Below are 20,985 nucleotides of genomic sequence, written 5' to 3'. Positions count from 1 at the left end.
ACCCCTCGTTATCTGCGATTTTAGCGCTATCACTGTGCGCACAAGCGTAGCCGGCTGCAGACCGGCGCGCAGGCTATACAGTGGGAACAGTGAAATGATTAAAGAATTCAAAGACTTCATCGCCAAGGGAAATGTCATGGACATGGCCGTTGGTATCATCATCGGTGCAGCCTTTACGGCAATCGTCGGCAGCCTTGTGGCCGATTTGATCAATCCGATCATCAGCCTGTTCATGGGCGGAACCGATTTCAGCGGCATGTATGCACTGCTGGGCGAGGGCGAGTATGGCTCGATCGCAGAAGCCGAAGAAGCGGGTGCGGCCGTGTTCGCCTATGGGCGCTTCATCATGGCGATCATCAACTTCCTGGTCATTGCATTTGTCGTGTTCATGATGGTGCGTCAGGTCAACAAGATGAAGAAAAAGGAAGAAGAAGCCCCGGCCGAGCCAGCAGGCCCGACGCAAGAAGAGCTTCTGACAGAAATCCGCGACGCGTTGAAAAAGTAAGCAATCGCGATTCACAACAAGCGAGGCCCGCCTGACCGGCGGGCCTTTTGCATTGGTGCATCGGTTTGTCGCAAGCTAGGTTGAGGCCAACACAAAAAAGGGGATCGACATGAAAATCATCGTGATCGGCGCAACTGGCGCTGTCGGTAAAACAGCCGTGCAGGCGCTTGCACCGCGCCACGACATCGTCACCGCAGGACGATCAAATGGCGACTTAACAGTTGATCTTGAAAACTTTGCCAGCATTCAGGCGATGTTTGAAACAGTCGGAAAGGTCGATGCCGTTGTCAGTGCTATCGGGCACGGCCACTTTGGCCCCGTTGGCGAAATGACGCCCGAGCAGGCGATCAGCGGCATCAACGCCAAGGCTATTGCGCAGATCAATCTGGTGCTGGCCGGGATCGCCCATGTCAATGACGGTGGGTCCTTCACCCTGACCAGCGGTGTGTTGAACCGTGATCCGATCAGGGGCGGGGCCGCGGCTGCGGCCGCGAACGGTGCGATTGACGGGTTCGTGCGCGGTGCGGCTGTGGACATGCCGCGCGGCATCCGCATCAATGTCGTCAGCCCCGAGGTCCTCGAGGCGTCACGCGCAAAATACGACGGGTTCTTTCGTGGCCACAATCATGTGAGCGACCACGCCGTTGGCGAGGCATTCAGCAAATCCGTCGAAGGCTGCCTGACCGGTCAGGTGTTCATCGTCGCATAAGTTGCCGTCACGCCGGAACGACGGCGCGGGGCCGCAGATAGACGAACCACAACCGATAAAGCGTCAGCAGGGCGAGCGGGGCAAAGTGGATGATGGCAGCCCAAGGGCTGCGCCAGTCGTGCAGGGATGCCCAGTGGATCAGTGTTAAAACAGCTGCGCCGTAGGTCCAGCGCTGCAATGATTTCCACGCGGTGCCCATCTTACGCACGGCAGAATCCATCGACGTGGCCGCCAGCGGGATAAAAATCGCGAACGCGAGCCAGCCCGACCAGATTTCAAGCTTTGTGAAATCAGCAACCACATCGGCCCAAGGCTCGGATCCAAGGTAAAACGCAGTGTGCAAGGCGGCATAGCCAAAGGCGGCAACACCGAAGTAGCGCCGGTTCTTAACCAGCCAACGCGGCCCGCGCCAGCCTTTGAATAGATACATCAGCGGTGTCGCCATCATCGCGATAATCATGAACCGCGCGGCGAATTCACCGGTGGGGTGCAGCAGGCTATGCAGGATGCGGGCGTCATCACTTGAAACGACATCGTTCAGGATGCCGACAGCGGGCAGGGCAAGCAGCGCCCAAAGAAGGTAGGGGGAATAGCGGGACAACATTGGGGCTCCGTGCATAGGTTAGAACCCTATTACGCTGTCCCGCTCGATTTCCGTCGCTAGTTTTTCAACGCAAGCTGCGGTGACAGCACGTCGATCCCCAGCGCCTTGCCGACCGCATAGTAGGTCAACTGCCCTGCGTGCACGTTCAGCCCATTCAGCAGGTGCTCGTCGTCCTCGCAAGCTTTCTTCCAGCCCTTGTCGGCCAGCGCCAGCATAAAGGGCATCGTGGCGTTCCCCAGTGCGATGGTGGACGTGCGCGCGACCGCGCCGGGCATGTTGGCGACGCAGTAGTGCATGATCCCGTCCACGTCATAGATCGGGTCCTGGTGGGTCGTCGCCTTTGAGGTTTCAAAGCACCCGCCCTGATCAATCGCCACGTCCACAAGGGCCGCGCCGGGTTTGAGTTCGGACAGTTGCGCGCGGCTGATCAGCTTGGGTGCCGCCGCGCCGGGGATCAGGACCGCGCCGATGATCATATCGGCCTGACGGGCCAGTTCGATGGTGTTGCCTGCACTGGCATAGCTGGTCTTGAAGGTGCCGCCATAAACATCGTCAAGATAGCGCATCCGTGGCAGCGAGCGGTCAAGCACCGTCACGTCCGCACCCATGCCAGCGGCAATCCGTGCCGCATGGGTGCCGACGACACCACCGCCAATCACGACAACGCGGGCGGGGCCAACACCGGGCACACCGCCCATCAGCACGCCGCGTCCGCCGTTTGCCTTTTGCAGGGTCCATGCGCCAACTTGCGGGGCCAAACGCCCCGCCACTTCGGACATGGGCGCCAGTAGCGGCAACCCGCCGTTGCGGTCCGTGACGGTTTCATAGGCGATAGCGGTGCAGCCGCTTTCCATCAGGTCCTTGGTCTGGGCGGGATCGGGGGCAAGGTGCAGGTATGTGAACAGGATCTGGCCTTCGCGCAGCATCTTGCGCTCGCCTGCCTGGGGTTCCTTGACCTTGACGATCATGTCGGTGGTGTCGAACACCTCCTTGGCGGTGCCGACGATTTTCGCGCCCGCGGCGATGTAGTCTTCGTCGGGGAAACCCGAACCGGCCCCGGCCATTGTTTCAACCGTGACCTGATGACCGTGGGCAATCGCCTCGACGGCGGCATTGGGCGTCAGACCGACGCGGAATTCTTGTGGTTTGATTTCTTTGGGGCAACCGATGTGCATTTTATGTCCTCCCTGAACTGGCGCGACTATGTGCGGGGACGCCTGCAATTGATATGTGAATGGGGCTGACTTTGGCGGGTTATACGCTTAGAAACGTGCGTAGAATGGTGAAAAAGTCGAAGGATCGTGCGCGATATGGAAATTGATCAGATAGACCGGCGAATCCTTGTGGCCCTGCAAAAGGGCGGGCGGATGTCGCATGCGGAATTGTCGGACAAGGTGAATCTGTCCCCGTCCGCCTGTCATCGCCGTGTGCAGCGTCTTGAGAAGGACGGGATCATTCGCGATTACGTGGCGCTGCTGGATGCCCGCAAGATCGGGCGCAAAACGACTGTGTTCGTGGAAATTACCCTGTCGGCGCAGGCAGACGAGGTGCTGGACGCGTTCGAAAAGGCCGTGGCGCGCGTGCCTGATGTGCTGGAGTGTCATCTGATGGCAGGCACGGCTGATTACCTGCTCAAGGTGGTCGCCGCCGACACTGATGATTTCGCCGCCATCCACCGCCGCCATCTGGCCAGCCTTCCGGGCGTGCAGACCATGCAATCCAGCTTTGCCCTGCGCACGGTTGTCAGCACAACGGCATTGCCGGTCTAACACAAAACCCCCGCAGCTTGCGCTTGCGGGGGTTTGATATTCTCAAAGCGTTCTCAGCTTGGGGTGCTTAGAGCATCCCTTCGCGTTGTGCTTTCTTACGAGCCAGCTTGCGCTGACGGCGGATGGCCTCGGCCTTCTCGCGCGCCTTTTTCTCGGAGGGCTTCTCGAAATGCTGCTTGAGCTTCATTTCACGAAAGACACCTTCACGCTGGAGCTTTTTCTTCAGAGCACGAAGCGCCTGATCGACGTTGTTGTCACGAACACTAACCTGCATGTGGTTTTCACCACCTTTCTAAGTTGGATTTGCAAGGATTTGCAGGAAGCCGCCGTATAGCAAAGGCCCCGTGTCTTGTCTACACTGCGCTTAACCAAGGAGAACGCCATGCCAACCCCCGCCCCCGATCCCGTCAAAACCGCGCTTTTGCAGGCGATCGTGCCGCATGTGGCCTTTGACGGTTGGTCGGCGCAGGCCTTTGACGCGGCGGTGGACGATTCGGGTCTGGATGCGGGAGCAGCGCGCGCGGCCTGTCCGCGCGGGGCTGTTGATCTGGCGGTTTTGTATCACGAAGACGGCGACCGCGCGATGTTTGCGCGTCTTGCGCAGACCGATCTGGGCGATATGCGGTTCCGCGACAAGGTGGCGACAGCGATCCGCGTGCGGCTGGAGGTTGCGGGTGACAAGGAAATCGTGCGCCGTGGCACCTCGCTCTTTGCTTTGCCGCATTTGGCACCCCTTGGCGCGGGTCTGATCTGGGGAACGGCCGATGCGATCTGGACGGCCCTTGGCGACACATCCCGCGACATCAACTGGTACACGAAACGCGCGACGCTGTCGGCGGTTTACGGGTCGGTTGTGCTGTTCTGGTTGGGGGATGACAGCTTTGACGGGCTGGCCACCGACGAATTCATCGACCGCCGGATCGAGAACGTCATGCAGTTTGAAAAGGCCAAGGCGCAGGCGCGCGACAATCCGGTGCTGCGCCCTGTCTTGGGGCCATTGGGGCAGTTGTTTGGCAATATCAAAGCGCCCCAGAGGGCTGCGCGTGATGATCTGCCCGGCCACTGGTCGCCGAATGACTAACATGCGCGCCGTCGAAATTACCGCGGTCGGTGGGCCGGATGTGTTGCAAATCACAGACCGCCCCATGCCTGTGGCGGGTCACGGGCAGGTGGTGATCAAGGTGGCCTATGCCGGTGTGAACCGCCCCGATGCCTTGCAGCGCGCTGGCCTTTATGCGCCGCCCAAGGGGGCGAGCGATCTGCCGGGATTGGAGTGTTCGGGCGAGGTTGTCGCGCTTGGCGATGGCGTCACCGAATGGGCGCTGGGTGATCGGGTTTGCGCGTTGTTACCGGGGGGCGGATACGCCGAATATGTCGCGACACCTGCCGCCCATTGCCTGCCTGTGCCGGGTGGCATGGACATGCGCGCGGCGGCCTGCCTGCCGGAAACGTTCTTTACCGTCTGGTCCAACGTGTTCATGCGCGGTGGCTTGCAGGCGGGCGAGCGGTTCCTTGTGCACGGCGGCTCAAGCGGCATTGGCACCACCGCGATCCAATTGGCGCGGGCCTTTGGCGCGCGGGTGTTCACCACCGCCGGTTCGGACGAAAAATGCGCGGCCTGTGTCGCGCTGGGGGCCGAGGTCGCGATCAACTATCGCGATGCGGATTTTGTTGACGTAATGAAAGGTGTGGGCGGCGCGGATGTGATCCTCGATATGGTCGGGGGGGATTACATCGCCCGAAATCTGCGCAGTTTGGCCGAAGACGGTCGGCTGGTGCAGATCGCGTTCCTGCAAGGCCCTAAGGCCGAGATCAACTTTGCGCCCATGATGATGCGGCGCCAGACGATCACAGGCAGCACGCTGCGCCCGCAAAGCGATCTGGCCAAGGCACGGATTGCGGACCAGTTGCGCACCCATGTCTGGCCGCTGCTGGCGGCGGGCAAAATCGCGCCGGTAATGGACCGCGAATTCGCGCTGGCCGATGCCGCCGCCGCCCACTCCCGCATGGAAAGCAGCGCGCATATCGGCAAGATCGTGTTGCGCGTTGCACCTTAGGTTTTGGGTTTTGCGGAACCCGTGCTAGCATTTTCCATCTAGGCCCAAATGGCTGCCAACGCATTGAAAGGAATAACGATGTCCAAGAAAGATTCTGGCAAAGGCCCCAAGTCTGATCAACCCCTACCCGATGCAGACCACGGTGATCTTGAAAAGATTCCAACCGGTGGCGGGTCGAAGAAAGGCAAGTGACCCATCGCGCTATTCCCTTCAGTCTGGTTGGAATCGACCACGTGGTTTTTCTGGTCGATGACATGGCGCGCGCGATGGCGTTCTATCGCGATGTGCTTGGCTGTGCGCCCGGCTATTCCTATCCCGCCCTCGGGATGGAGCAGGTCTGGGCGGGGGCCGCGCTGATCGTCCTGTGGGATGTGACCGATCCGGGTGCGGCTGACGCCGTTCCACCCGTTGCTGGCGGGCGCAATGTTGACCACATTTGTATCGCGACCGGACCGTTTGATCATGACGAAATGCGCGCGCATCTGGCGGCGCATAGGGTGAACATCGAACGCGAGGCGATGCATGGCGGCGCGCGCGGGATGGGCCATTCGTTCTACATTCGTGATCCGTTTGGCAACAAGATCGAGGTCAAGGGACCGGCTGAATACAAGGACGGGCGGCCCTAACGGATTGGCGCAAAAAAGGCGTTGTCCAGCGTGCAATCACGGATCACATCCGCGCCACAGACGCGCGGTTCCAGGTCGCGGGTCAGGCAGATGCGGGCCTCCTGGATTTGGCCCGCGCGGCAGGTGATCGTGATCATGTCGCCGCTTAGGCCTGGATTGTCGCGCAGAAAAGCCTGTTCGATCAGGGCCGCAGGCAGGGTCACGTCGCGGTCAAGATCGCGCAGCACGGCGGGGCGGGTGATCTGGTCATAGGCGATGCGGGCGAGGGCATAGTAATCATCGGCTGACAACCCCGAACAGCGCCCGTGTTTGTTCCATTGGTGCCATGCTGATCCACTTGATCCGAAAATATCCGCCTGATCGGCGGTGTCGCCGCGTGACGGGTTGCGATGGACGGTCGGGCAATAATCCGGCCAGCCGCGTTCATATTGCGGCCATAGCCCGTGCAGCACCCATCCGAAATCGGCGTCTGCGTCACATTGTGGTGAGCCGCGCGCATCCCCTTCCAGGGCGCACCAGTTGGGCGACCACGACAAGGATATAACGTAGTAGTCAAATTCGCCCGCCGTGCCGTCAGCGCGGGCAAGGCTGGAGGATAAAAGCAGGGGCAAAAGGTAGCGCAGCATTTTGATCTTTTCACTTTGGGTCAGCGCGACTATATAGCACCCAAGTTCCCCGACAATGAGAACCCGGCCCAAGCGGTCTGCCCCTACGGAAGGGCGCGGGGAAGGCATGTTTAGAGGAGACCGAGATGTCTGATAAACCGATCATGGCGAAAGCCACCGCAGTCTGGCTGTGTGACAACACAACGCTGACCTTCAAACAGATCGCCGACTTTTGCGGCTTTCACGAGTTGGAAGTGCAGGGCATCGCTGATGGCGATGTGGCGATGGGCGTCAAGGGGTTTGACCCGATTGCCAACAAGCAGTTGACCCAAGCCGAGATCGACGCCGCCGAGAAAGACCCGACGCACAAGTTGAAACTGGTGCATAACCCTGCCGCAGACGGTGAAGAAAAGCGCCGCGGCCCGCGTTATACGCCGCTGTCCAAGCGTCAGGACCGCCCCGCGTCGATCTATTGGCTGGTGAAATTCCACCCCGAACTGTCGGATGCGCAGGTGTCCAAACTTGTCGGCACGACCAAGCCGACCATTCAGGCGATCCGCGAGCGCACCCACTGGAACATCAACAACATCGACCCCATTGATCCGGTTGCGCTGGGATTGTGCAAGCAGTCCGAACTGGACGCGGCCGTGCAAAAGGCCAACGCCAAGAAGGCCAAGGAAGGCGGTGTGATGACCGATGACGAGCGCCGCAAGCTGGTCAGCACCGAACAGAGCCTCGGGATGCCCGACGAACCAAAGATTCCGACCGCGATTGCCGGACTTGAGACATTCACCCTGTCCACGGATGTGGATGAAGATGAAGAAGACACATCTGTGCCGGACAAAGATACGTTCTTTAACCTGCCTGATGATGAAGGCGACGACGACTAAGTCCCGTCACGCCCTTTTGAATAATGGAAACCCCAGCCGCGCGCTGGGGTTTTTTGTTGCGGTCTTAGAAACAATCCATTTCTGCCGCAGTTAATCAGATTTCAGCCCTTCTCGTGCCACATGAATAAACGCTTACTGGTCCCTCAAGAGCCGTAAGTGCCATGATTGAGGAGCAAGAGCTTGTTACACGATGTCAGAACCTTCAAGGACCCAGCGGTTCGCAAGTTGATCAAGCAGGAACGGACCAAGGCCGACAATATCGACCTGTTCGGAGAGAAGCCGCCCGCTGAATTGATGGCGGACTACCCGCTTGACGCCGAAGGGTTGCGCCGCAGCGCGAAGATGCAGCAGAAATATGCGAAACGTGCACGCAACATCGAAAGGTGCTGGAACCGCATTCAGCTCTATATGCCGGAATTGCTGATCTCGCAGCCGCAAGACGTGCTGGAGCTTTCAACAGCCCACGGTGCCATGTTGGAAATTCTACGCCACTATGGCCATAACGTGATGGGCACCGATTACGCCAATATGGCATGGTCCAAGGACGGCGCGGCGATGGCACAGTTTCGCGCGCTCAATGACCCCGACTTTGCGCGCGAATTTGATGATCGCGGCAACCCGATTGACCCTGAAAAGCCGGATTGGCCCTATCGTCACGTCGTCGAAAGCATTGATTTGCCGATGACTGTTTTTGACGCGGGTCATGCGCCTTATCCATTCGCGGACAAAAGCTATGACATGGTCATGTGCTTTCAGGCGATCGAACATTATTGTCATCCCAAAGACTGGATGGTCCTGATCGATGAATTTTGCCGAATCAGCCGCAAATCCGTGTTTGTTATGCTGAACCGGATCATGCCCCAGTTCCGCGAACGGGAAGACTACAACGCTGCGTTCAACGATTTTAGGCACGGTATGCGTAGCTATTCCAAGAACGGGTTCATTTGCACTGGGACTTTCGTGCACTGGGATCAGGCATTGGGGTTCAAGCTGACCGCGCAGTAACCGCGGCCCGTCGCCGGTCCAACCAAATTGAAAAGCCCCGCAGCCGATGGCCGCGGGGCTTTGTTGTCTTTTTTTGATTTGGATACTGCGCGGTTGTGCCAAAGTGATTGGACGCTGGACCTGTGGTAGGGTCGGAGCCTCCGGCGGGAGGTATTTCGGAACAAAAGAAGGGGGAAGTCGTGCGCAGTCTGGGTGTTTTTCTATTGGCGATCTGGGGCGGCGCGGTGCAGGCCGTCGATATTTGTGACGAGCTGTGGTTCACGCGCAATCTGGTATTTGATCATGCGGGCAATTGCTTTCAGTCGCCGCTTGGGCAGGCGATTTTTGACAATTCCGACTGTTTGGTCACGGGTGCGGAACCTGATCCGTCCGAGGCTGGCATTGTCGCCCTTGTGCGCGAGATGGAAGCCGAGTGGGAATGCGACGTTGATACCACGCGCACTAGCCTGAACATCCCCAATATTGCCGCAAGGCTGCGGGTGCTCGACTTGCCTGTCGCTGATGGATTCGAAAGCGCATGTGTCGGTTATCGTGGGCCTGATGTTGCCCTGCACACCGGTCGTCACAAGGATGCGCCGGTCAGTGGGGTGCTGCGCGCAGGTGATGACATCCTGTATTTGTTCATTCCGGTTGACGGCTGGACATTCGTCGATCTGGGTCGGGGCGGTGAAATGGGCTGGGCCATGATCCCCGATGTGCCTGATCTGTCTTGCGACGGGTTCGCGGGCTAAAGCGCTTTGCGCGCATTGAGCGCGGCCGTGATAGTGCCATCGTCAAGGTAATCAAGTTCTCCGCCGACAGGCACGCCCTGCGCCAGTGACGTGACAGTCACGCCGGGCAGGTTGTCGGCGATGTAGTGGGCGGTGGTTTGCCCGTCGATCGTCGCACCAAGGGCAAGGATCACTTCGGTGATCCCTTCGCTGGCGATCCTGTCGCGCAGTTTCGGGATGCGCAGTTCCTCGGGGCCGATATCATCCAATGCCGACAGGGTGCCGCCCAACACGTGGTAGCGGCCCTTGAAAACGCTGGCCCGTTCCATCGCCCAAAGGTCGGCCACGTCCTCGACCACGCAAATCTGCCCTGTCGCGCGTTTCTCGCTGGTGCAGATATCGCAGATATCGCCTGTGCCGATATTGCCGCAATTGAGGCATTCACGCGCGGTTGCACCGACCTTTTGCATGGACTCCGCAAGCGGGGTCAACAGCCGCCCGCGTTTCTTGATCAGGTGCAGCACCGCACGCCGTGCCGAGCGCGGCCCTAGCCCCGGCAGTTTCGCCATCAGGGCGATCAGGTCGTCGATGTCTTGGGTGCCTTGGGTCATCCGCGGCTAAAACGGCAGTTTCATATCGGCGGGCAGGCCCATGCCTTCGGTGAGTTTGGCCATTTCCGATTGCGCGCGGTCGGATGCTTTGGCTTGGGCGTCCTTGATTGCCGCCAAGATCAGGTCTTCCACCACTTCCTTGTCGTCTGCCTTGAAGATTGAGGGGTCGATATCAAGCGCCTTGAGTTCGCCTTTGGCGCTGGCCGTGGCCTTGACCAGCCCGGCGCCGCTTTCGCCCGTGACCATGATATTGTGCATGTCTTCCTGCAGTTCGGCCATCTTGCCCTGCATTTCCTGCGCTTTTTTCATCATTTTGGCCATGTCGCCCATTTGGCCCAAACCTTTGAACATCTGCTCGTCTCCTGCGAATATGCGTTTCTAGTGAGATACGGTCTGTCAGCGTGCGCGACAAGGGGCGCTAGCTGTCCTCGAACGGATCCCATTCCTCGTCGACTTCGGGAAGGGCGTCTTCCGCAGCCTCGGTTTCCAGCGCTTTGGGCGAGCGGATTTCAGTGATCCGCGCCGTCGGGAACTGCATCAGGACGGCTTGCACCAGCGGGTGTTGTTCAGCTTTTTCGCGCAGTTCGACATCGGCCTTGTCACGCAGTTCCGCGATGGTGGGTGCGCCGCCGCTTGCGGTCACGCTGACGGCCCAGCGGTTGCCGGTAAAAGCCTGCAGGCGCGCACCAAGGCGTTGGGCCAGATCAGGGGCGGCATCGGCGGCTTGCTCAAACTCGATCCGCCCCGGCGCATAGCTGACAAGTTTGATGCCGTTTTCAACGTCCACCAGCAGCTTGGCATCGCGGTGTTTGCGGATAAGGGCAACGACACTTTCGAATGTGGCGAAGCGGGCAAGACTGTCGTCAGTTGCAACCGCTACGGCCAGTTGCGCAGACGGTCCGCTGGGGCCGGAATGGGTGGGGGCGGGTGTTTGGCCGCGCGCGTTCGTGGATTGACCGGCGCTGGGCGCGGGGCGCCCGCCACCACCACCAGACGGGGGCGGTGTCGCGTCTTGCAGTTTGCGCACCAGATCGTCGGGTGTGGGCAGATCAGCCACATGGGTCAGGCGAATCACGGCCATTTCGGCGGCCATCATCGCATTGGGGGCCATCGCGACTTCTTCCAACGCTTTCAGCAGCATCTGCCACATCCGTGTCAGCACGCGCATCGCCAGCTTTTCGGCCATTGCCAGCCCGCGGGTGCGTTCATCTGGGCCGATTGTCGGGTCGTCGGCGGCGTCGGGCGTGATCTTGATCACGCTGACCCAGTGGGTGATTTCAGCGAGATCACGCAGCACCGCCATCGGGTCGGCCCCGTCGGAATACTGTCCCGACAGTTCGGTCAGCGCGCCTGCGGCGTCGCCTTGCAGGATCATATCGAACAGGTCCAACACGCGGCCCCGGTCCGCAAGGCCCAGCATCGCGCGCACCTGATCGGCCGTTGTTTCGCCTGCGCCGTGGCTGATTGCCTGATCCAGCAGCGATTGCGCATCGCGCGCGGACCCTTCGGCGGCGCGGGTGATCAGGGCCAGCGCGTCATTGGCAATTTCCGCGCTTTCGGCAGTGGCGATCCGGCGCAGCATCGCGATCATGTCTTCGGGTTCTATGCGGCGCAGATCAAAGCGCTGGCAGCGAGACAGAACCGTCACGGGCACCTTGCGGATTTCGGTCGTCGCAAAGATGAATTTGACGTGGGCGGGCGGTTCCTCGAGCGTTTTCAACAGGGCGTTGAATGCACCGGTGGACAGCATGTGCACTTCGTCGATGATATAGACTTTGTAGCGCGCGCTGGCGGCGCGGTAGTGCACGGAATCAATGATTTCGCGAATGTTGGCGACGCCGGTGTTACTGGCGGCATCCATTTCGATCACGTCAACGTGGCGCCCTTCCATGATCGCTGTGCAGTGTTCGCATTTCCCGCAAGGATCGGTCGTTGGGCCACCGGTGCCATCCGGCCCGATACAGTTCATCCCCTTGGCGATGATCCGCGCGGTGGTGGTTTTGCCGGTCCCGCGAATGCCCGTCATCATGAAGGCCTGCGCGATCCGGTCGGCAGCAAAGGCGTTGCGCAGGGTGCGCACCATCGCGTCCTGGCCAACGAGGTCAGCAAAGGTTTCGGGGCGGAATTTCCGCGCAAGGACCTGATAGGCGGGTTTGGAGGTGTCTGCGCTCATGTCGGCTTTCTGGATTCGCGATTGGCGGCTAGGGTATGGCGGAGCGGGGCTAAGGTCCACAGGCATCACGGGGGCAATCATGGCGTCGGAATTTGAGATAAGCGCGCTGCCTGTTGCGGGTGGCACGTTGGCGATCACGCCGATGCCGGGGCGCGGCGATTATGCTGCCGATTTGCGCGTCTTGCTGGCATGGGCCCCGCAATTGGTGGTGACGATGACGCCGCTTGCGGAACTGGCTGTGCCGTCGATGCCCAATGATCTTGCTGCATTGGGGATCGGTTGGGCGCATCTGCCGATTGCGGATTTCGGTGCGCCGGACGGGGACGGACTGTGGCGCGGGATTGAAACGCAGGCCTTGGCCGTCCTGCGCGATGGGGGGCGTGTGCTGGTGCATTGCCGTGCAGGCTGTGGCCGTTCGGGCATGGCCTGTCTGCGGATCATGGTCGCCGCCGGAGAGGACGGCCGCACCGCGCTGCAACGTCTGCGTGCGGTGCGCCCTTGCGCCGTGGAAACAGGCGAACAGATGGATTGGGCGCTGGGCAGCTAGCTGTCGGCGAGGGCCGTCAACATTGCGCGCACTTCAGGCACCAGTGCGCGGGTGACGCGGCGCGCGCTTTCATCGCTCAGGCCCCGCGCGCCATAGTAACCGCGTGTCCGCATGGTGCGCACGTTCTGCGCGCTGGCTGTCGCGGTGCCATAGGGGTAGCCGTTGCGCACGTCCAACAGGATTGCTTGGGCCATGCCGGTTGCACCAATCCCGCGCCCTTGGGCGGACAGGTCATAGACCAGCACATAATCCAGATGCTGACGCGCGGCCGTCAGGCGGGCAAGGCGCAGGGCATCAGGGCGTCCGTCAGTTTCGATCGTCTGTGCGATCATCGGTGACACGGCAGTGAAACTGCCAAACCGTGCGCCGGCGCTGTTGATGCCGGACATCAGGGCGATTTCATCGGCGGGGATCGCGGTGATCTGGCCGTTGACAACTCGTGCGACCCCAATACGGGCGGGCAGGCGCAGATCGGGTTCAACAGCGGCTGCTGCGGCGATTTCGGGGTCTACGACAGCGCTACGCGCCGCGAGCCAGTCGCCACCCGAAGTGGTCTGGCTGGTCGTGGAACAGGCGCTGATCAGGATCAGCGTGCAAAGGGCAACAAGGCGGGTCATGTGAGGCTCCGAGTAAGAAATGTGTAAATTGCACATATTTCGATTCCGATTGTCATGTCAAGTGAAATGTGTAAATTGCACATATGAAAACCCTGTTGGATTCCCTGCTGTTCCCGCTCGCACGTCTGTTCGTGGCACGCGGTGTGCTGTTTGCTGAAACGGCCGAGCGGCTCAAGGCGAACTACGTGCAGGCGGCGGCGCGCGTGGCTGATACGGACAGCCGGATCAGTGTGATGACCGGATTGCAGCGCCGTGATGTGGCGCGCTTGCGGGGTGAGACGCCCAATGTCGCGCCCCCGGCCAACCATCTGGCGCGGCTTGTGGCGCAGTGGCAGATTGATCCGGTCTATGCAGGGAAACCATTGCCGCGCAAAGGGGCGGTGCCGTCATTTGATGCCCTGGCGCAATCCATCGTGCGCGATGTGCATCCGCGCACTTTGCTGGAACAGCTGGTCGCGGCGGGAACGGTTTCGGTCGATGGTGATGTGGTGACCTTGATCGCCGAGTCCTATCAGCCACTCGCCGGAAGCAATGAGCAGATCGCCTATCTGGCGCGCAACGGCGGTGATTTCCTGTCAGCGGCGACCGACAATATCGTTGGTGACGGTGATGGGCATTTCGAACGCGCAGCCCATTATGACGGGCTTTCAGGCGATGCAGTTGCGCATCTTGATGCGCGCTTTCGCAAAGGTCAGATGGCACTGCTGCAAGAGATCAGCCACGAGGCAGCACGCCTGCAAGAAAAATCCCCCGGATCGCAAAGGTTTCGCGCGGGCGGATACTTCTACAGCCCAACAAAAGGGGACAGCTAATGCGCCGGTTCATCATCCTGCTATGTCTGATTGCGCTGGCTAGTTGTTCGCCACCGGTGTGCGAAACCCGTGATGGTGGCATTGGTGGCACGGGCGGATGCGCTGCACCCGCCGCCGCCGAAACGGTGCTATAGGTCGTCGCCGCGCTTGTTGCGCCGTGCGTCCTGTGCACCGCGATACATCTTGCCCAGTTTCTTGTATCGCGCGCGGGCCTCGGCCACGGTTTCGCTGTTGTATTCATCTTCGCGCAGCAGCTTTTGCCAGCGGGCAAGGCGATCGGCGTCAATGGTGCCGTCCGTGATCGCCGCCTGAATGGCGCACCCCGGTTCGCGTTCGTGGGCGCAGTCGTTGAATTTGCACTGCTGCGCCAGTTCACTCAGGTCACCGAACACGGTGTCGATCCCTTCGGCGGCATCGGTCAGGCGCAATTCGCGCATCCCCGGCGTGTCGATCAGCCAGCCGCCCGCAAGGGTCGGGCGCAAGGCGCGGCTTGTTGTGGTGTGCCGCCCCTTGGCATCATCTTCGCGCATGCCTTGGGTCGTGTCGGCAATCCCTGTCAGCAGGTTTTGCAACGTGGTCTTGCCCACGCCCGATGATCCGACCAGCGCAAGGGTCTGGCCATCCTTGCACCAAGGATAGAGGCGTTTGGCCGCGTCGGGGTTGCGGGCATCGAGCGCGATAACGGACGCCAGGGGCGACAGTTTTTGTGCGCGGGCCACATAGTCATCGGCATCCGTAGCCTCGTCTGCCTTGGTCAGCACGATCAGGGGCAGGCAGCCCGCTGCGCCCGCCATCGCAAGGTAGCGTTCAAGGCGGGCCACGTTGAAGTCTGCATTGCAACTGGTGACGATCGCAAGCGTGTCCACATTGGCCGCGATCAACTGGCGCAGGGCCACGTGACCGGCGGCGCGGCGCGACACTTCGGTCTGGCGATCCAGCAGGCGGATCACCACGGTGCCATCGTGCAGCACCCAATCGCCGACTGCATAATTGCCGGCCTGTTCGGGCGGCAAAAGCGTGGCGATACCTTGGGGGCCAAGCACGGTGACGCTGGCACGGTGCACGGCGGTGACACGCGCAGGCGTGCCGGTTTCATCGCCCGTTAGCTGGCGCGCAAAGAACGGGGTCCAGCCAAGGCTGGTCAAAGTCGTTTCGGTCATTGGAATTGCCCTAGATCAGGAAAAAGGATCAAAGCGGGCAAGGGCGTATGTCCCTTAGGATTGCGCCATGGCCCGGCGGGGGGATGCAGATACAATCATGGTGATCCTCCTGTCGTGGCGTTGGCGCAAAGGGCGCGTGGTGAGAGGCTGGACATCGACCCAAGCGGGGCTCGTTGTGGCTGCTTCCTTCCGGACCTGACCAGGTTGGCGAGGCGCTTGCCCGCGCCAACCTCTCGCCCCTCATATAGGCGGGGCGGGGCGATGGCGCAAGGGATGCTAGGCGTCGTCGCGCAATCCGCCAGGGCAGAAAAGCCGTGTATAGGCACCATAGCATGTCACAGACTTGCCAAAGCCGGTGGCGCGCACCGTGGTGAACAGCTTTTGGTCGCTCAGTGTCACATCCATACCCTGCCGCAACATCTGGGCGCAGGCGGGCACGTCAGACTTGCACAGGGCCAACAGGACAACCGCCCCCGGATCGTTCAGATCCTCAAGCTGGCCATCGTTGATCGCGCTTTGCAGCATCGTGTTGATCTGTGCCTCGATCCCGTCCGGGCCGGGTCTTGTGAAATACGCGCTTACCGCGGCCAGAAGGACCAGCACGAACAACAGCTTTTTCATAACACGCACCTTTGCATCGGGAACCTGCCTGCTTTGTGCCCCTAAGCGGCGTCAAAGCGCAATGCGTATTGGGCAAAACCGTTCGCGGCGGGGCCGACATGGGTGATCTTGCGGTCTTTGACGCTGCCCAGATAATGCTGCGCATGCGGGCTGCTTTCAAACTGCGCGATCGTGTCGGGAAGCGGGCGAAAACGCCAGGTGGCGGCCGGTTCGCGGACGGGTTCGGTCCCGTCGCGCAGATGGTCAAGCAAGGCATCGCGGATACTGGTCACGCCGCTTGCAATCACTTTGCCCGCCATCGCGCCCTGAAATCCGCCGCCGCCGCCTGCGCGATAACTGTTGGTGATCACCAGATTGGTCTGGTCGTCGCTAACACGCACGCCGCCCAGTCGCAGGTCATGGATGCGTTGCGCCGCCGGATTGATTTCAACACCCTGTGCATCAAAACGTGACGGGGCCGTCGGATCAATTTCGTAAGTCAGCCCGTCGATCACATCAAAGTTGTAGCTGGGGAAATTCGGATCAAGCAGCGGCTGGTCCTTTATCCCTTGCGTGATTCGCGCAAAAGCGCCTGCCGCGCGTTCCAACCAAAGGCGCAACTGCGCACCGGTCAGTTCCAGCAGCGACAGCGTGTTGGGATAAAGATAAAGATCGGCGACATTGCGTTGCTGCAACGGGCCGGCGGGAATATCCACAAAGTAGTTGGGACCGCCGCGTGCGCCTGCCTTGAAGGGTGCGACGGCTGACAGAACCGGCGCACCGGCGTGTGGGCTGTCGGCAAGAATCGCATTCGCAGCATTGCGCTGGGCCTGTGCCACAATCCTGACCGTGATGTCATTGGCAACCATCGCAAAATAGCTTTGGAGTGGCACTGGTGTGGTCCCGATCGGCTGGCGCACATGGGCGATCGTCGCCGAATGGGCGGCAAGGGCGGCTTCGCGCACCAGATCGTCGCAGGGCACCAGCCCGTGAATGGTATCAGACTGCGGATCGCGGCGCGCTATCGGAACAGCTCGCACTTTGTCGCGCATGATCCGCCAGCCTGTGCAATTGCGGGTCAGGGTCAGGTCAATGACGCCCAGATGCGATCCGTTGAATCCTGCCATCACGGCAGGTTTGCCGTGGATACGCCCGTTATCAGGGTCAACCGCATCTGTTTTGGCGAACTGTTCGCTGGGAAACACCAGATGCGTGTGCCCGGCCAGCACCACATCAATGCCGTCAATGGCGGCCAGGGGCACCGCGGCATTTTCCATCATGTTGGTTTCGCCTTGTGCACCGATGCCGGAATGGCAAAGCGCGACGATGATATCGGCGCCTTCCTCCTTGATCTGCGGCACCAAAACACGGGCCGTGGCAACGATATCGCGTGTCGTGACGCGGCCTTTGAGGTGATGATTGTCCCATTGCAGGATTTGCGGCGGGGCCGCGCCAATCACGCCGATCTTGATCGGGTGGTCTTGACCTGCCTCATCGGTCAGCATCCTGTCCAGTATCAGATATTGCGGCAACAGCGTTTCATCCTGCTCGGGCGTGTCGCCAAGGGCGCGAACGACGTTCGAACAAGTCACCGGAAAATGCGCCTGCGCAAGTGTATCGCGCAGGAAATCCAGACCAAAATTGAACTCGTGATTGCCCAGCGTCGCGGCATCGTAATGCAAGGTGTTCATCGCTGCGATTGCGGGATGGGGATCAGTGCCACCAAGACTGGTTTCATGGGCCACGAAGTCAGACAGCGGTGTTCCCTGCAAGTAGTCGCCGTTGTCAAACAAGAGGCAATTGTCCACCTCGGCGCGCATTTGGCGGATCAAGCTGGCCGTGCGTGACAGGCCAACGCCAGCGTCTGGCTGGTCGGTGTAATAGTCGTAAGCCAGAAGGTGCACATGCATGTCGGTGGTTTCGAGGATGCGCAGGGTCGTGGTGGTCAAAGCGGGCCTCGATTGCAAGAGGTTGGGATTGCGATACTCAACCTTAGGGTGATTGCAAGCGAATGCAAGATTTGGGGGCCTATCCCCTTGACATACGGTAGTGTTTTTCCTATATAAAACGTATGAAACAAACAAATGTCCGCCAATTTTTTCAACAGTTCCCCACGGATGAGGCTTGCTTAGAGCACTTGTTCAACGTTCGATTCGGCCAAGGCCACGAATGCCCAAAGTGCAACCGCGATGCGAAGTGGTATCGCCTAGCGTCCGAGAAGGCCTATTCATGCCAGTGGTGCGGCCATCACATTCACCCAATGGTCGGTTCTATCTTTGAAAAGAGCCGCACACCGTTGCAGCTTTGGTTCTACGCCATCTTCCTGTTTACGACGACACGCAATGGCGTTGCCGCAAAGGAATTGCAGCGCCAGCTTGGCGTCACCTACAAGACCGCGTGGCGCATGGCTGGCCTTATCCGTGAGCATATGGCCGGAATTGACGGTGACGGCATGCTGAGCGGCTCCGTAGAGGTCGATGAGACCTTCGTGGGCGGTTACGAAAAGGGCGCGCTAGGTGGCAAGGGCAAGGCAGTTGTTTTGGGCATGCTGGAACGCAACGGCGAACTGGTCACAGAGGTTATTGCGGATTGTAAGAGCGCCACGCTTGCCAGTCACGTAGTCGATCACGTTGAATTTGGGTCCACCATCAATACGGATGAGCATCGTGGTTACAGGGCGCTAGCAGGGGCTTACGACCACAAGACGGTGAACCACTCACGCGGCGAATATGTTGGTGGTGCTGGCGAGACTACAAATTCAATCGAGGGCTTCTTTGCCCAATTGAAGCGCACCATTGCGGGAACGCACATCTATGTCTCTGACAAGCACCTTTGGAAATACGCCAAGGAATGCGAATACCGCTTCAATCGTCGGATGAGTCCCGAGATGATGCTTTCGGAGTTGCTTTCTCGCTTTCCTGAACTGGACGCTTAATCACGGCATCCAGCTTGTCGAGGTCTCCATCGGGGTCGGCCTCATGTTCTTTAATGAATTCTTCAATCTTGCCCTTACGGGCTTGCTTTAGGTTTGGCATTTCTTAGCACCTTGTCAGACTCTTTAGTTAGGGATAGTAGGCGCGTCCGCTCCTCTTGAATTCTAGCCTTTGCAGCGCGCGCACTATTTGCCTCTTGCTTAAGCGTGAGAAAGTGTTTCCGCCAGCGACGTTTGAGGTTTGGATTGTCAATATCGTCCTCTCCGGGAGCCTTTCCATCCCTAACAAACGGATGGTTGTCGTCAATAGGATCGCCTGTGATGTCCACCCAAAACTCACCGATACCAGCTATTGCATCAGTTCGATCCATTGCGTCCTCAGACGTTGTCCAAGAGTAAGTTCCAGAATCCGCGTTTGGTTTACCAGGGGAACGCCGCCCGCCTCCAGACCGAATAATTGCATCGCATGTCCGCTCAGCGCTCAAAAGGCGGGGCAACTCGACGTCAACGTAAGCCCTGACCGATTGCGCCCATGTGATATTCTCCATACGGTCAATACTAACCGACAGGGCCTCCCTGATGCTGTTTCGTTCATTGGAGGCTATGGTTTCTGCTTCTTGTTTGCGCTCAGCTTCTTGAGCGGCGTGAAAGGCTTGCCGTTGTGCGGAATTTTGGTCGGCCTCTTTCGCCGCGAGCCGAAGAAACCAAAGCGCTGCAAAGATCAAAGCAAGCTTGACCATTCCTAAATCAAGAAACCAACCAATAGCGCGGCTCCATTCAGTCAGGACGGTCATAAGCCCTGCCCCCTCAACGCCGCCCCGTCCAATAACATCAGTGAAAACCCATCCAATAGGCGTAAGGACAAGTAACCACAACGCGGTCGAAACCACTCCGTTTGTCGTTCGAAGCGGAGCCAAATACCGATGTAGTTTGTCGCGAATTTCCAACATGATACGATCATCTCACATCTCCATTGCGAGAGTCGAGGTGCAACGTATGTTGGGGGGATAGGCACGAAGATTTGCCGTCACGTCCGATTGCGCCTGTCGTGTTCGCGTGGCAATTGTGGCGGATGAGACACGCAGAAACGGTGACATTTGGCGGCGCTGCGCTTGATCGCGCGGGGCAGGTGCGCGGTGATATCGCCGCACTTGACCGGATGCGGGCGCATAAATCTGCCCGCGCGATCCTGATGTGGCGCGGCAAGCCTTTGGTGCATGGAAACGGGGCGCTGGCTTTGGTGCCGATGACCCATGCCGCCATGGCAGATGCGGCCGCGGATCAGGTCTTTCTGGGACGTGAAAACGGTGTGGCCATTTTCGCGGCTGATCTTTCTGCCTGGGCGCCGGATGATCTGGATGACAGCACCCTGAACCAGTTTCTGGACCCAAGCGAGCAACGCCACCCCGCATTGCCCGACGACCATCGCTTTGCCGAGCTGCGCGCGGTCATGACCGGTCTGACGCCGCGCGAGGCCGAGCTGGCCGCGATGGCGCGCGCCGTCTTTCAGTGGCACCTGAGCCATCGGTTTTGTGCCTGCTGCGGGGCTGCCAGCGTGATGGCCATGGCCGGTTGGCAGCGTGATTGTCCCAGTTGCGGCGCGCATCATTTTCCGCGCACGGACCCGGTTGTTATCATGCTGATTACGCAGGGTAATTCTGTCCTGATGGGGCGTTCACCGGGCTGGCCCGAGGGAATGTATTCCTTGCTGGCCGGATTTGTCGAACCCGGCGAAACCATCGAGGCAGCGGTGCGCCGCGAGGTATTTGAAGAATCCGGTGTGCGGGTTGGGCCTGTGTCCTATCTGGCCAGCCAGCCGTGGCCCTTTCCCGCGTCCCTCATGTTTGGTTGCCATGGCGAGGCACTGAGCCACGATATCACCGTTGATCCGACCGAGATCGAGGATGCGCTGTGGGTCACGCGCGAAGAGTTGTTGCAGGTCTTTGCCGGCCGTCATCCGCTGATCAACCCCGCGCGCAACGGCGCGATCGCGCATTTCTTGTTACGGAACTGGCTTGCGGATAGCCTTGATTAACGTAAAACTGGGGAAAAA

Annotated in this window: 26 protein-coding genes and 1 other RNA gene; 14 read left to right on the top strand and 13 right to left on the bottom strand. The window is 59.8% G+C overall.

The features are described 5' to 3' along the window. Window positions 1-94 precede the first annotated feature (94 nt). Window positions 95-505 carry a large conductance mechanosensitive channel protein MscL gene (gene mscL, locus SJY21_RS08460; RefSeq protein ID WP_377508911.1) on the top strand — a complete coding sequence of 137 codons (411 nt, stop codon included), beginning with the start codon at window positions 95-97 and terminating at the stop codon, window positions 503-505. A 109-nt stretch (window positions 506-614) separates the two neighbouring features. After that, the gene (locus tag SJY21_RS08455) at window positions 615-1,214 is read left to right on the top strand and encodes a short chain dehydrogenase (protein ID WP_377508908.1); all 600 of its coding nucleotides are present in this window, start codon (window positions 615-617) and stop codon (window positions 1,212-1,214) included. A 7-nt stretch (window positions 1,215-1,221) separates the two neighbouring features. Here SJY21_RS08455 and SJY21_RS08450 read toward each other — a convergent pair whose 3' ends face one another. Continuing rightward, window positions 1,222-1,833: a sulfite oxidase heme-binding subunit YedZ gene (locus SJY21_RS08450; RefSeq protein WP_377508906.1), complete on the bottom strand. Its 612-nt coding sequence runs from the start codon at window positions 1,831-1,833 to the stop codon at window positions 1,222-1,224. A gap of 41 nt (window positions 1,834-1,874) precedes the next feature. Continuing rightward, window positions 1,875-2,993, bottom strand: coding sequence for an alanine dehydrogenase (gene ald / locus SJY21_RS08445; RefSeq protein WP_377508903.1), 1,119 nt, complete (start codon window positions 2,991-2,993; stop codon window positions 1,875-1,877). Between the two features lie 135 nt (window positions 2,994-3,128). Between ald and SJY21_RS08440 the strand changes: the two genes are divergently transcribed. Continuing rightward, on the top strand, window positions 3,129-3,587 hold the full coding sequence (locus tag SJY21_RS08440; RefSeq protein WP_377508901.1) for an Lrp/AsnC family transcriptional regulator: 459 nt from the start codon (window positions 3,129-3,131) through the stop codon (window positions 3,585-3,587). A 67-nt stretch (window positions 3,588-3,654) separates the two neighbouring features. On the opposite strand, the gene rpsU is transcribed toward SJY21_RS08440, so the two are convergent. After that, window positions 3,655-3,861 (bottom strand): 30S ribosomal protein S21, encoded by a 207-nt coding sequence (rpsU, locus tag SJY21_RS08435; RefSeq protein WP_009159816.1) that lies wholly within the window; start codon window positions 3,859-3,861, stop codon window positions 3,655-3,657. Between the two features lie 108 nt (window positions 3,862-3,969). On the opposite strand from rpsU, the gene SJY21_RS08430 reads away from it, so the two are divergent. From SJY21_RS08430 to SJY21_RS08420, 3 genes are all read left to right on the top strand, one after another. Further along, window positions 3,970-4,668 (top strand): COQ9 family protein, encoded by a 699-nt coding sequence (locus tag SJY21_RS08430; RefSeq protein ID WP_377508897.1) that lies wholly within the window; start codon window positions 3,970-3,972, stop codon window positions 4,666-4,668. 1 nt (window position 4,669) lies between these two features. After that, entirely contained in the window at window positions 4,670-5,644 is a 975-nt protein-coding gene (locus tag SJY21_RS08425; protein ID WP_377513196.1) for an NAD(P)H-quinone oxidoreductase, read from the top strand. Between the two features lie 188 nt (window positions 5,645-5,832). After that, the gene (locus SJY21_RS08420) at window positions 5,833-6,270 is read left to right on the top strand and encodes a VOC family protein (protein ID WP_377508894.1); all 438 of its coding nucleotides are present in this window, start codon (window positions 5,833-5,835) and stop codon (window positions 6,268-6,270) included. Here the strand turns inward: SJY21_RS08420 and SJY21_RS08415 are convergent. Next, the gene (locus SJY21_RS08415; RefSeq protein WP_377508891.1) at window positions 6,267-6,896 is read right to left on the bottom strand and encodes a ribonuclease T; all 630 of its coding nucleotides are present in this window, start codon (window positions 6,894-6,896) and stop codon (window positions 6,267-6,269) included. The genes SJY21_RS08420 and SJY21_RS08415 overlap by 4 nt on opposite strands. A gap of 125 nt (window positions 6,897-7,021) precedes the next feature. On the opposite strand from SJY21_RS08415, the gene SJY21_RS08410 reads away from it, so the two are divergent. The 3 genes from SJY21_RS08410 (at window position 7,022) to SJY21_RS08400 (ending at window position 9,501) form a co-directional block, all read left to right on the top strand. Then, window positions 7,022-7,765: a DUF1013 domain-containing protein gene (locus SJY21_RS08410; RefSeq protein ID WP_377508889.1), complete on the top strand. Its 744-nt coding sequence runs from the start codon at window positions 7,022-7,024 to the stop codon at window positions 7,763-7,765. A gap of 180 nt (window positions 7,766-7,945) precedes the next feature. Next, window positions 7,946-8,770 carry a methyltransferase domain-containing protein gene (locus tag SJY21_RS08405; RefSeq protein ID WP_377508886.1) on the top strand — a complete coding sequence of 275 codons (825 nt, stop codon included), beginning with the start codon at window positions 7,946-7,948 and terminating at the stop codon, window positions 8,768-8,770. Window positions 8,771-8,949: 179 nt separating this feature from the next. Then, window positions 8,950-9,501, top strand: coding sequence for a DUF4453 domain-containing protein (locus tag SJY21_RS08400; protein WP_377508883.1), 552 nt, complete (start codon window positions 8,950-8,952; stop codon window positions 9,499-9,501). On the opposite strand, the gene recR is transcribed toward SJY21_RS08400, so the two are convergent. From recR to SJY21_RS08385, 3 genes are all read right to left on the bottom strand, one after another. Further along, on the bottom strand, window positions 9,498-10,091 hold the full coding sequence (gene recR, locus SJY21_RS08395; protein WP_377508880.1) for a recombination mediator RecR: 594 nt from the start codon (window positions 10,089-10,091) through the stop codon (window positions 9,498-9,500). The genes SJY21_RS08400 and recR overlap by 4 nt on opposite strands. Before the next feature lie 6 nt (window positions 10,092-10,097). Then, a complete protein-coding gene (locus tag SJY21_RS08390) occupies window positions 10,098-10,442 on the bottom strand; it encodes a YbaB/EbfC family nucleoid-associated protein (RefSeq protein WP_377508877.1) in 345 nt (114 codons plus the stop codon). Window positions 10,443-10,509: 67 nt separating this feature from the next. Further along, window positions 10,510-12,264, bottom strand: coding sequence for a DNA polymerase III subunit gamma/tau (locus SJY21_RS08385; protein ID WP_377508874.1), 1,755 nt, complete (start codon window positions 12,262-12,264; stop codon window positions 10,510-10,512). A 79-nt stretch (window positions 12,265-12,343) separates the two neighbouring features. Here SJY21_RS08385 and SJY21_RS08380 point away from each other — a divergent pair, with 79 nt between their 5' ends. After that, on the top strand, window positions 12,344-12,811 hold the full coding sequence (locus SJY21_RS08380) for a protein-tyrosine phosphatase family protein (protein WP_377508871.1): 468 nt from the start codon (window positions 12,344-12,346) through the stop codon (window positions 12,809-12,811). Here SJY21_RS08380 and SJY21_RS08375 read toward each other — a convergent pair. Next, complete coding sequence (locus SJY21_RS08375) at window positions 12,808-13,428, bottom strand: hypothetical protein (protein ID WP_377508868.1); 621 nt, start codon at window positions 13,426-13,428, stop codon at window positions 12,808-12,810. The genes SJY21_RS08380 and SJY21_RS08375 overlap by 4 nt on opposite strands. 83 nt (window positions 13,429-13,511) lie before the next feature. Between SJY21_RS08375 and SJY21_RS08370 the strand changes: the two genes are divergently transcribed. Then, window positions 13,512-14,240, top strand: a complete 729-nt coding sequence (locus SJY21_RS08370; protein WP_377508865.1) for a DUF6502 family protein — start codon at window positions 13,512-13,514, stop codon at window positions 14,238-14,240. Beyond that, window positions 14,240-14,374: a hypothetical protein gene (locus SJY21_RS08365; RefSeq protein WP_377508861.1), complete on the top strand. Its 135-nt coding sequence runs from the start codon at window positions 14,240-14,242 to the stop codon at window positions 14,372-14,374. Before SJY21_RS08370 ends, SJY21_RS08365 begins: the two co-directional genes overlap by 1 nt. Here SJY21_RS08365 and rsgA read toward each other — a convergent pair. The 4 genes from rsgA to SJY21_RS08345 all read right to left on the bottom strand — a co-directional run bounded on the left by rsgA (window position 14,369) and on the right by SJY21_RS08345 (window position 17,949). After that, window positions 14,369-15,400 carry a ribosome small subunit-dependent GTPase A gene (gene rsgA / locus SJY21_RS08360; RefSeq protein WP_377508858.1) on the bottom strand — a complete coding sequence of 344 codons (1,032 nt, stop codon included), beginning with the start codon at window positions 15,398-15,400 and terminating at the stop codon, window positions 14,369-14,371. The two genes, SJY21_RS08365 and rsgA, sit on opposite strands and share 6 nt — an antisense overlap. 137 nt (window positions 15,401-15,537) lie before the next feature. Next, window positions 15,538-15,636, bottom strand: an RNA gene (ffs, locus tag SJY21_RS08355) — signal recognition particle sRNA small type. 40 nt (window positions 15,637-15,676) lie between these two features. Next, window positions 15,677-16,021, bottom strand: coding sequence for a hypothetical protein (locus SJY21_RS08350; protein WP_377508855.1), 345 nt, complete (start codon window positions 16,019-16,021; stop codon window positions 15,677-15,679). A 41-nt stretch (window positions 16,022-16,062) separates the two neighbouring features. After that, the gene (locus tag SJY21_RS08345; protein WP_377508852.1) at window positions 16,063-17,949 is read right to left on the bottom strand and encodes a bifunctional 2',3'-cyclic-nucleotide 2'-phosphodiesterase/3'-nucleotidase; all 1,887 of its coding nucleotides are present in this window, start codon (window positions 17,947-17,949) and stop codon (window positions 16,063-16,065) included. A 122-nt stretch (window positions 17,950-18,071) separates the two neighbouring features. Here SJY21_RS08345 and SJY21_RS08340 point away from each other — a divergent pair, with 122 nt between their 5' ends. Next, window positions 18,072-18,935: an IS1595 family transposase gene (locus SJY21_RS08340; RefSeq protein ID WP_377508848.1), complete on the top strand. Its 864-nt coding sequence runs from the start codon at window positions 18,072-18,074 to the stop codon at window positions 18,933-18,935. A 74-nt stretch (window positions 18,936-19,009) separates the two neighbouring features. Here the strand turns inward: SJY21_RS08340 and SJY21_RS08335 are convergent, their stop codons facing one another. Then, window positions 19,010-19,726, bottom strand: coding sequence for a hypothetical protein (locus SJY21_RS08335; protein ID WP_377508846.1), 717 nt, complete (start codon window positions 19,724-19,726; stop codon window positions 19,010-19,012). A 278-nt stretch (window positions 19,727-20,004) separates the two neighbouring features. Here SJY21_RS08335 and nudC point away from each other — a divergent pair, with 278 nt between their 5' ends. After that, a complete protein-coding gene (gene nudC / locus SJY21_RS08330) occupies window positions 20,005-20,967 on the top strand; it encodes an NAD(+) diphosphatase (RefSeq protein ID WP_377508843.1) in 963 nt (320 codons plus the stop codon). Window positions 20,968-20,985: the final 18 nt, after the last annotated feature.

The sequence above is a fragment of the Octadecabacter sp. R77987 genome (genome assembly GCF_042466115.1).
GTDB lineage: Bacteria > Pseudomonadota > Alphaproteobacteria > Rhodobacterales > Rhodobacteraceae > SW4.
Note: the sequence above shows the minus strand (reverse complement) of the source record. Positions and strands in the feature narration are given on the sequence as shown.

Bases quoted from the DNA above. Each gene is read 5' to 3' on its own strand.
- mscL (WP_377508911.1), top strand. From the start codon at position 95: ATGATTAAAGAATTCAAAGACTTCATCGCCAAGGGAAATGTCATGGAC.
- SJY21_RS08455 (WP_377508908.1), top strand. From the start codon at position 615: ATGAAAATCATCGTGATCGGCGCAACTGGCGCTGTCGGTAAAACAGCC.
- SJY21_RS08450 (WP_377508906.1), bottom strand. From the start codon at position 1,833: ATGCACGGAGCCCCAATGTTGTCCCGCTATTCCCCCTACCTTCTTTGG.
- ald (WP_377508903.1), bottom strand. From the start codon at position 2,993: ATGCACATCGGTTGCCCCAAAGAAATCAAACCACAAGAATTCCGCGTC.
- SJY21_RS08440 (WP_377508901.1), top strand. From the start codon at position 3,129: ATGGAAATTGATCAGATAGACCGGCGAATCCTTGTGGCCCTGCAAAAG.
- rpsU (WP_009159816.1), bottom strand. From the start codon at position 3,861: ATGCAGGTTAGTGTTCGTGACAACAACGTCGATCAGGCGCTTCGTGCT.
- SJY21_RS08430 (WP_377508897.1), top strand. From the start codon at position 3,970: ATGCCAACCCCCGCCCCCGATCCCGTCAAAACCGCGCTTTTGCAGGCG.
- SJY21_RS08425 (WP_377513196.1), top strand. From the start codon at position 4,670: ATGCGCGCCGTCGAAATTACCGCGGTCGGTGGGCCGGATGTGTTGCAA.
- SJY21_RS08415 (WP_377508891.1), bottom strand. From the start codon at position 6,896: ATGCTGCGCTACCTTTTGCCCCTGCTTTTATCCTCCAGCCTTGCCCGC.
- SJY21_RS08410 (WP_377508889.1), top strand. From the start codon at position 7,022: ATGTCTGATAAACCGATCATGGCGAAAGCCACCGCAGTCTGGCTGTGT.
- recR (WP_377508880.1), bottom strand. From the start codon at position 10,091: ATGACCCAAGGCACCCAAGACATCGACGACCTGATCGCCCTGATGGCG.
- SJY21_RS08390 (WP_377508877.1), bottom strand. From the start codon at position 10,442: ATGTTCAAAGGTTTGGGCCAAATGGGCGACATGGCCAAAATGATGAAA.
- SJY21_RS08385 (WP_377508874.1), bottom strand. From the start codon at position 12,264: ATGAGCGCAGACACCTCCAAACCCGCCTATCAGGTCCTTGCGCGGAAA.
- SJY21_RS08380 (WP_377508871.1), top strand. From the start codon at position 12,344: ATGGCGTCGGAATTTGAGATAAGCGCGCTGCCTGTTGCGGGTGGCACG.
- SJY21_RS08375 (WP_377508868.1), bottom strand. From the start codon at position 13,428: ATGACCCGCCTTGTTGCCCTTTGCACGCTGATCCTGATCAGCGCCTGT.
- SJY21_RS08370 (WP_377508865.1), top strand. From the start codon at position 13,512: ATGAAAACCCTGTTGGATTCCCTGCTGTTCCCGCTCGCACGTCTGTTC.
- SJY21_RS08365 (WP_377508861.1), top strand. From the start codon at position 14,240: ATGCGCCGGTTCATCATCCTGCTATGTCTGATTGCGCTGGCTAGTTGT.
- rsgA (WP_377508858.1), bottom strand. From the start codon at position 15,400: ATGACCGAAACGACTTTGACCAGCCTTGGCTGGACCCCGTTCTTTGCG.
- SJY21_RS08350 (WP_377508855.1), bottom strand. From the start codon at position 16,021: ATGAAAAAGCTGTTGTTCGTGCTGGTCCTTCTGGCCGCGGTAAGCGCG.
- SJY21_RS08340 (WP_377508848.1), top strand. From the start codon at position 18,072: ATGAAACAAACAAATGTCCGCCAATTTTTTCAACAGTTCCCCACGGAT.
- SJY21_RS08335 (WP_377508846.1), bottom strand. From the start codon at position 19,726: ATGACCGTCCTGACTGAATGGAGCCGCGCTATTGGTTGGTTTCTTGAT.
- nudC (WP_377508843.1), top strand. From the start codon at position 20,005: ATGAGACACGCAGAAACGGTGACATTTGGCGGCGCTGCGCTTGATCGC.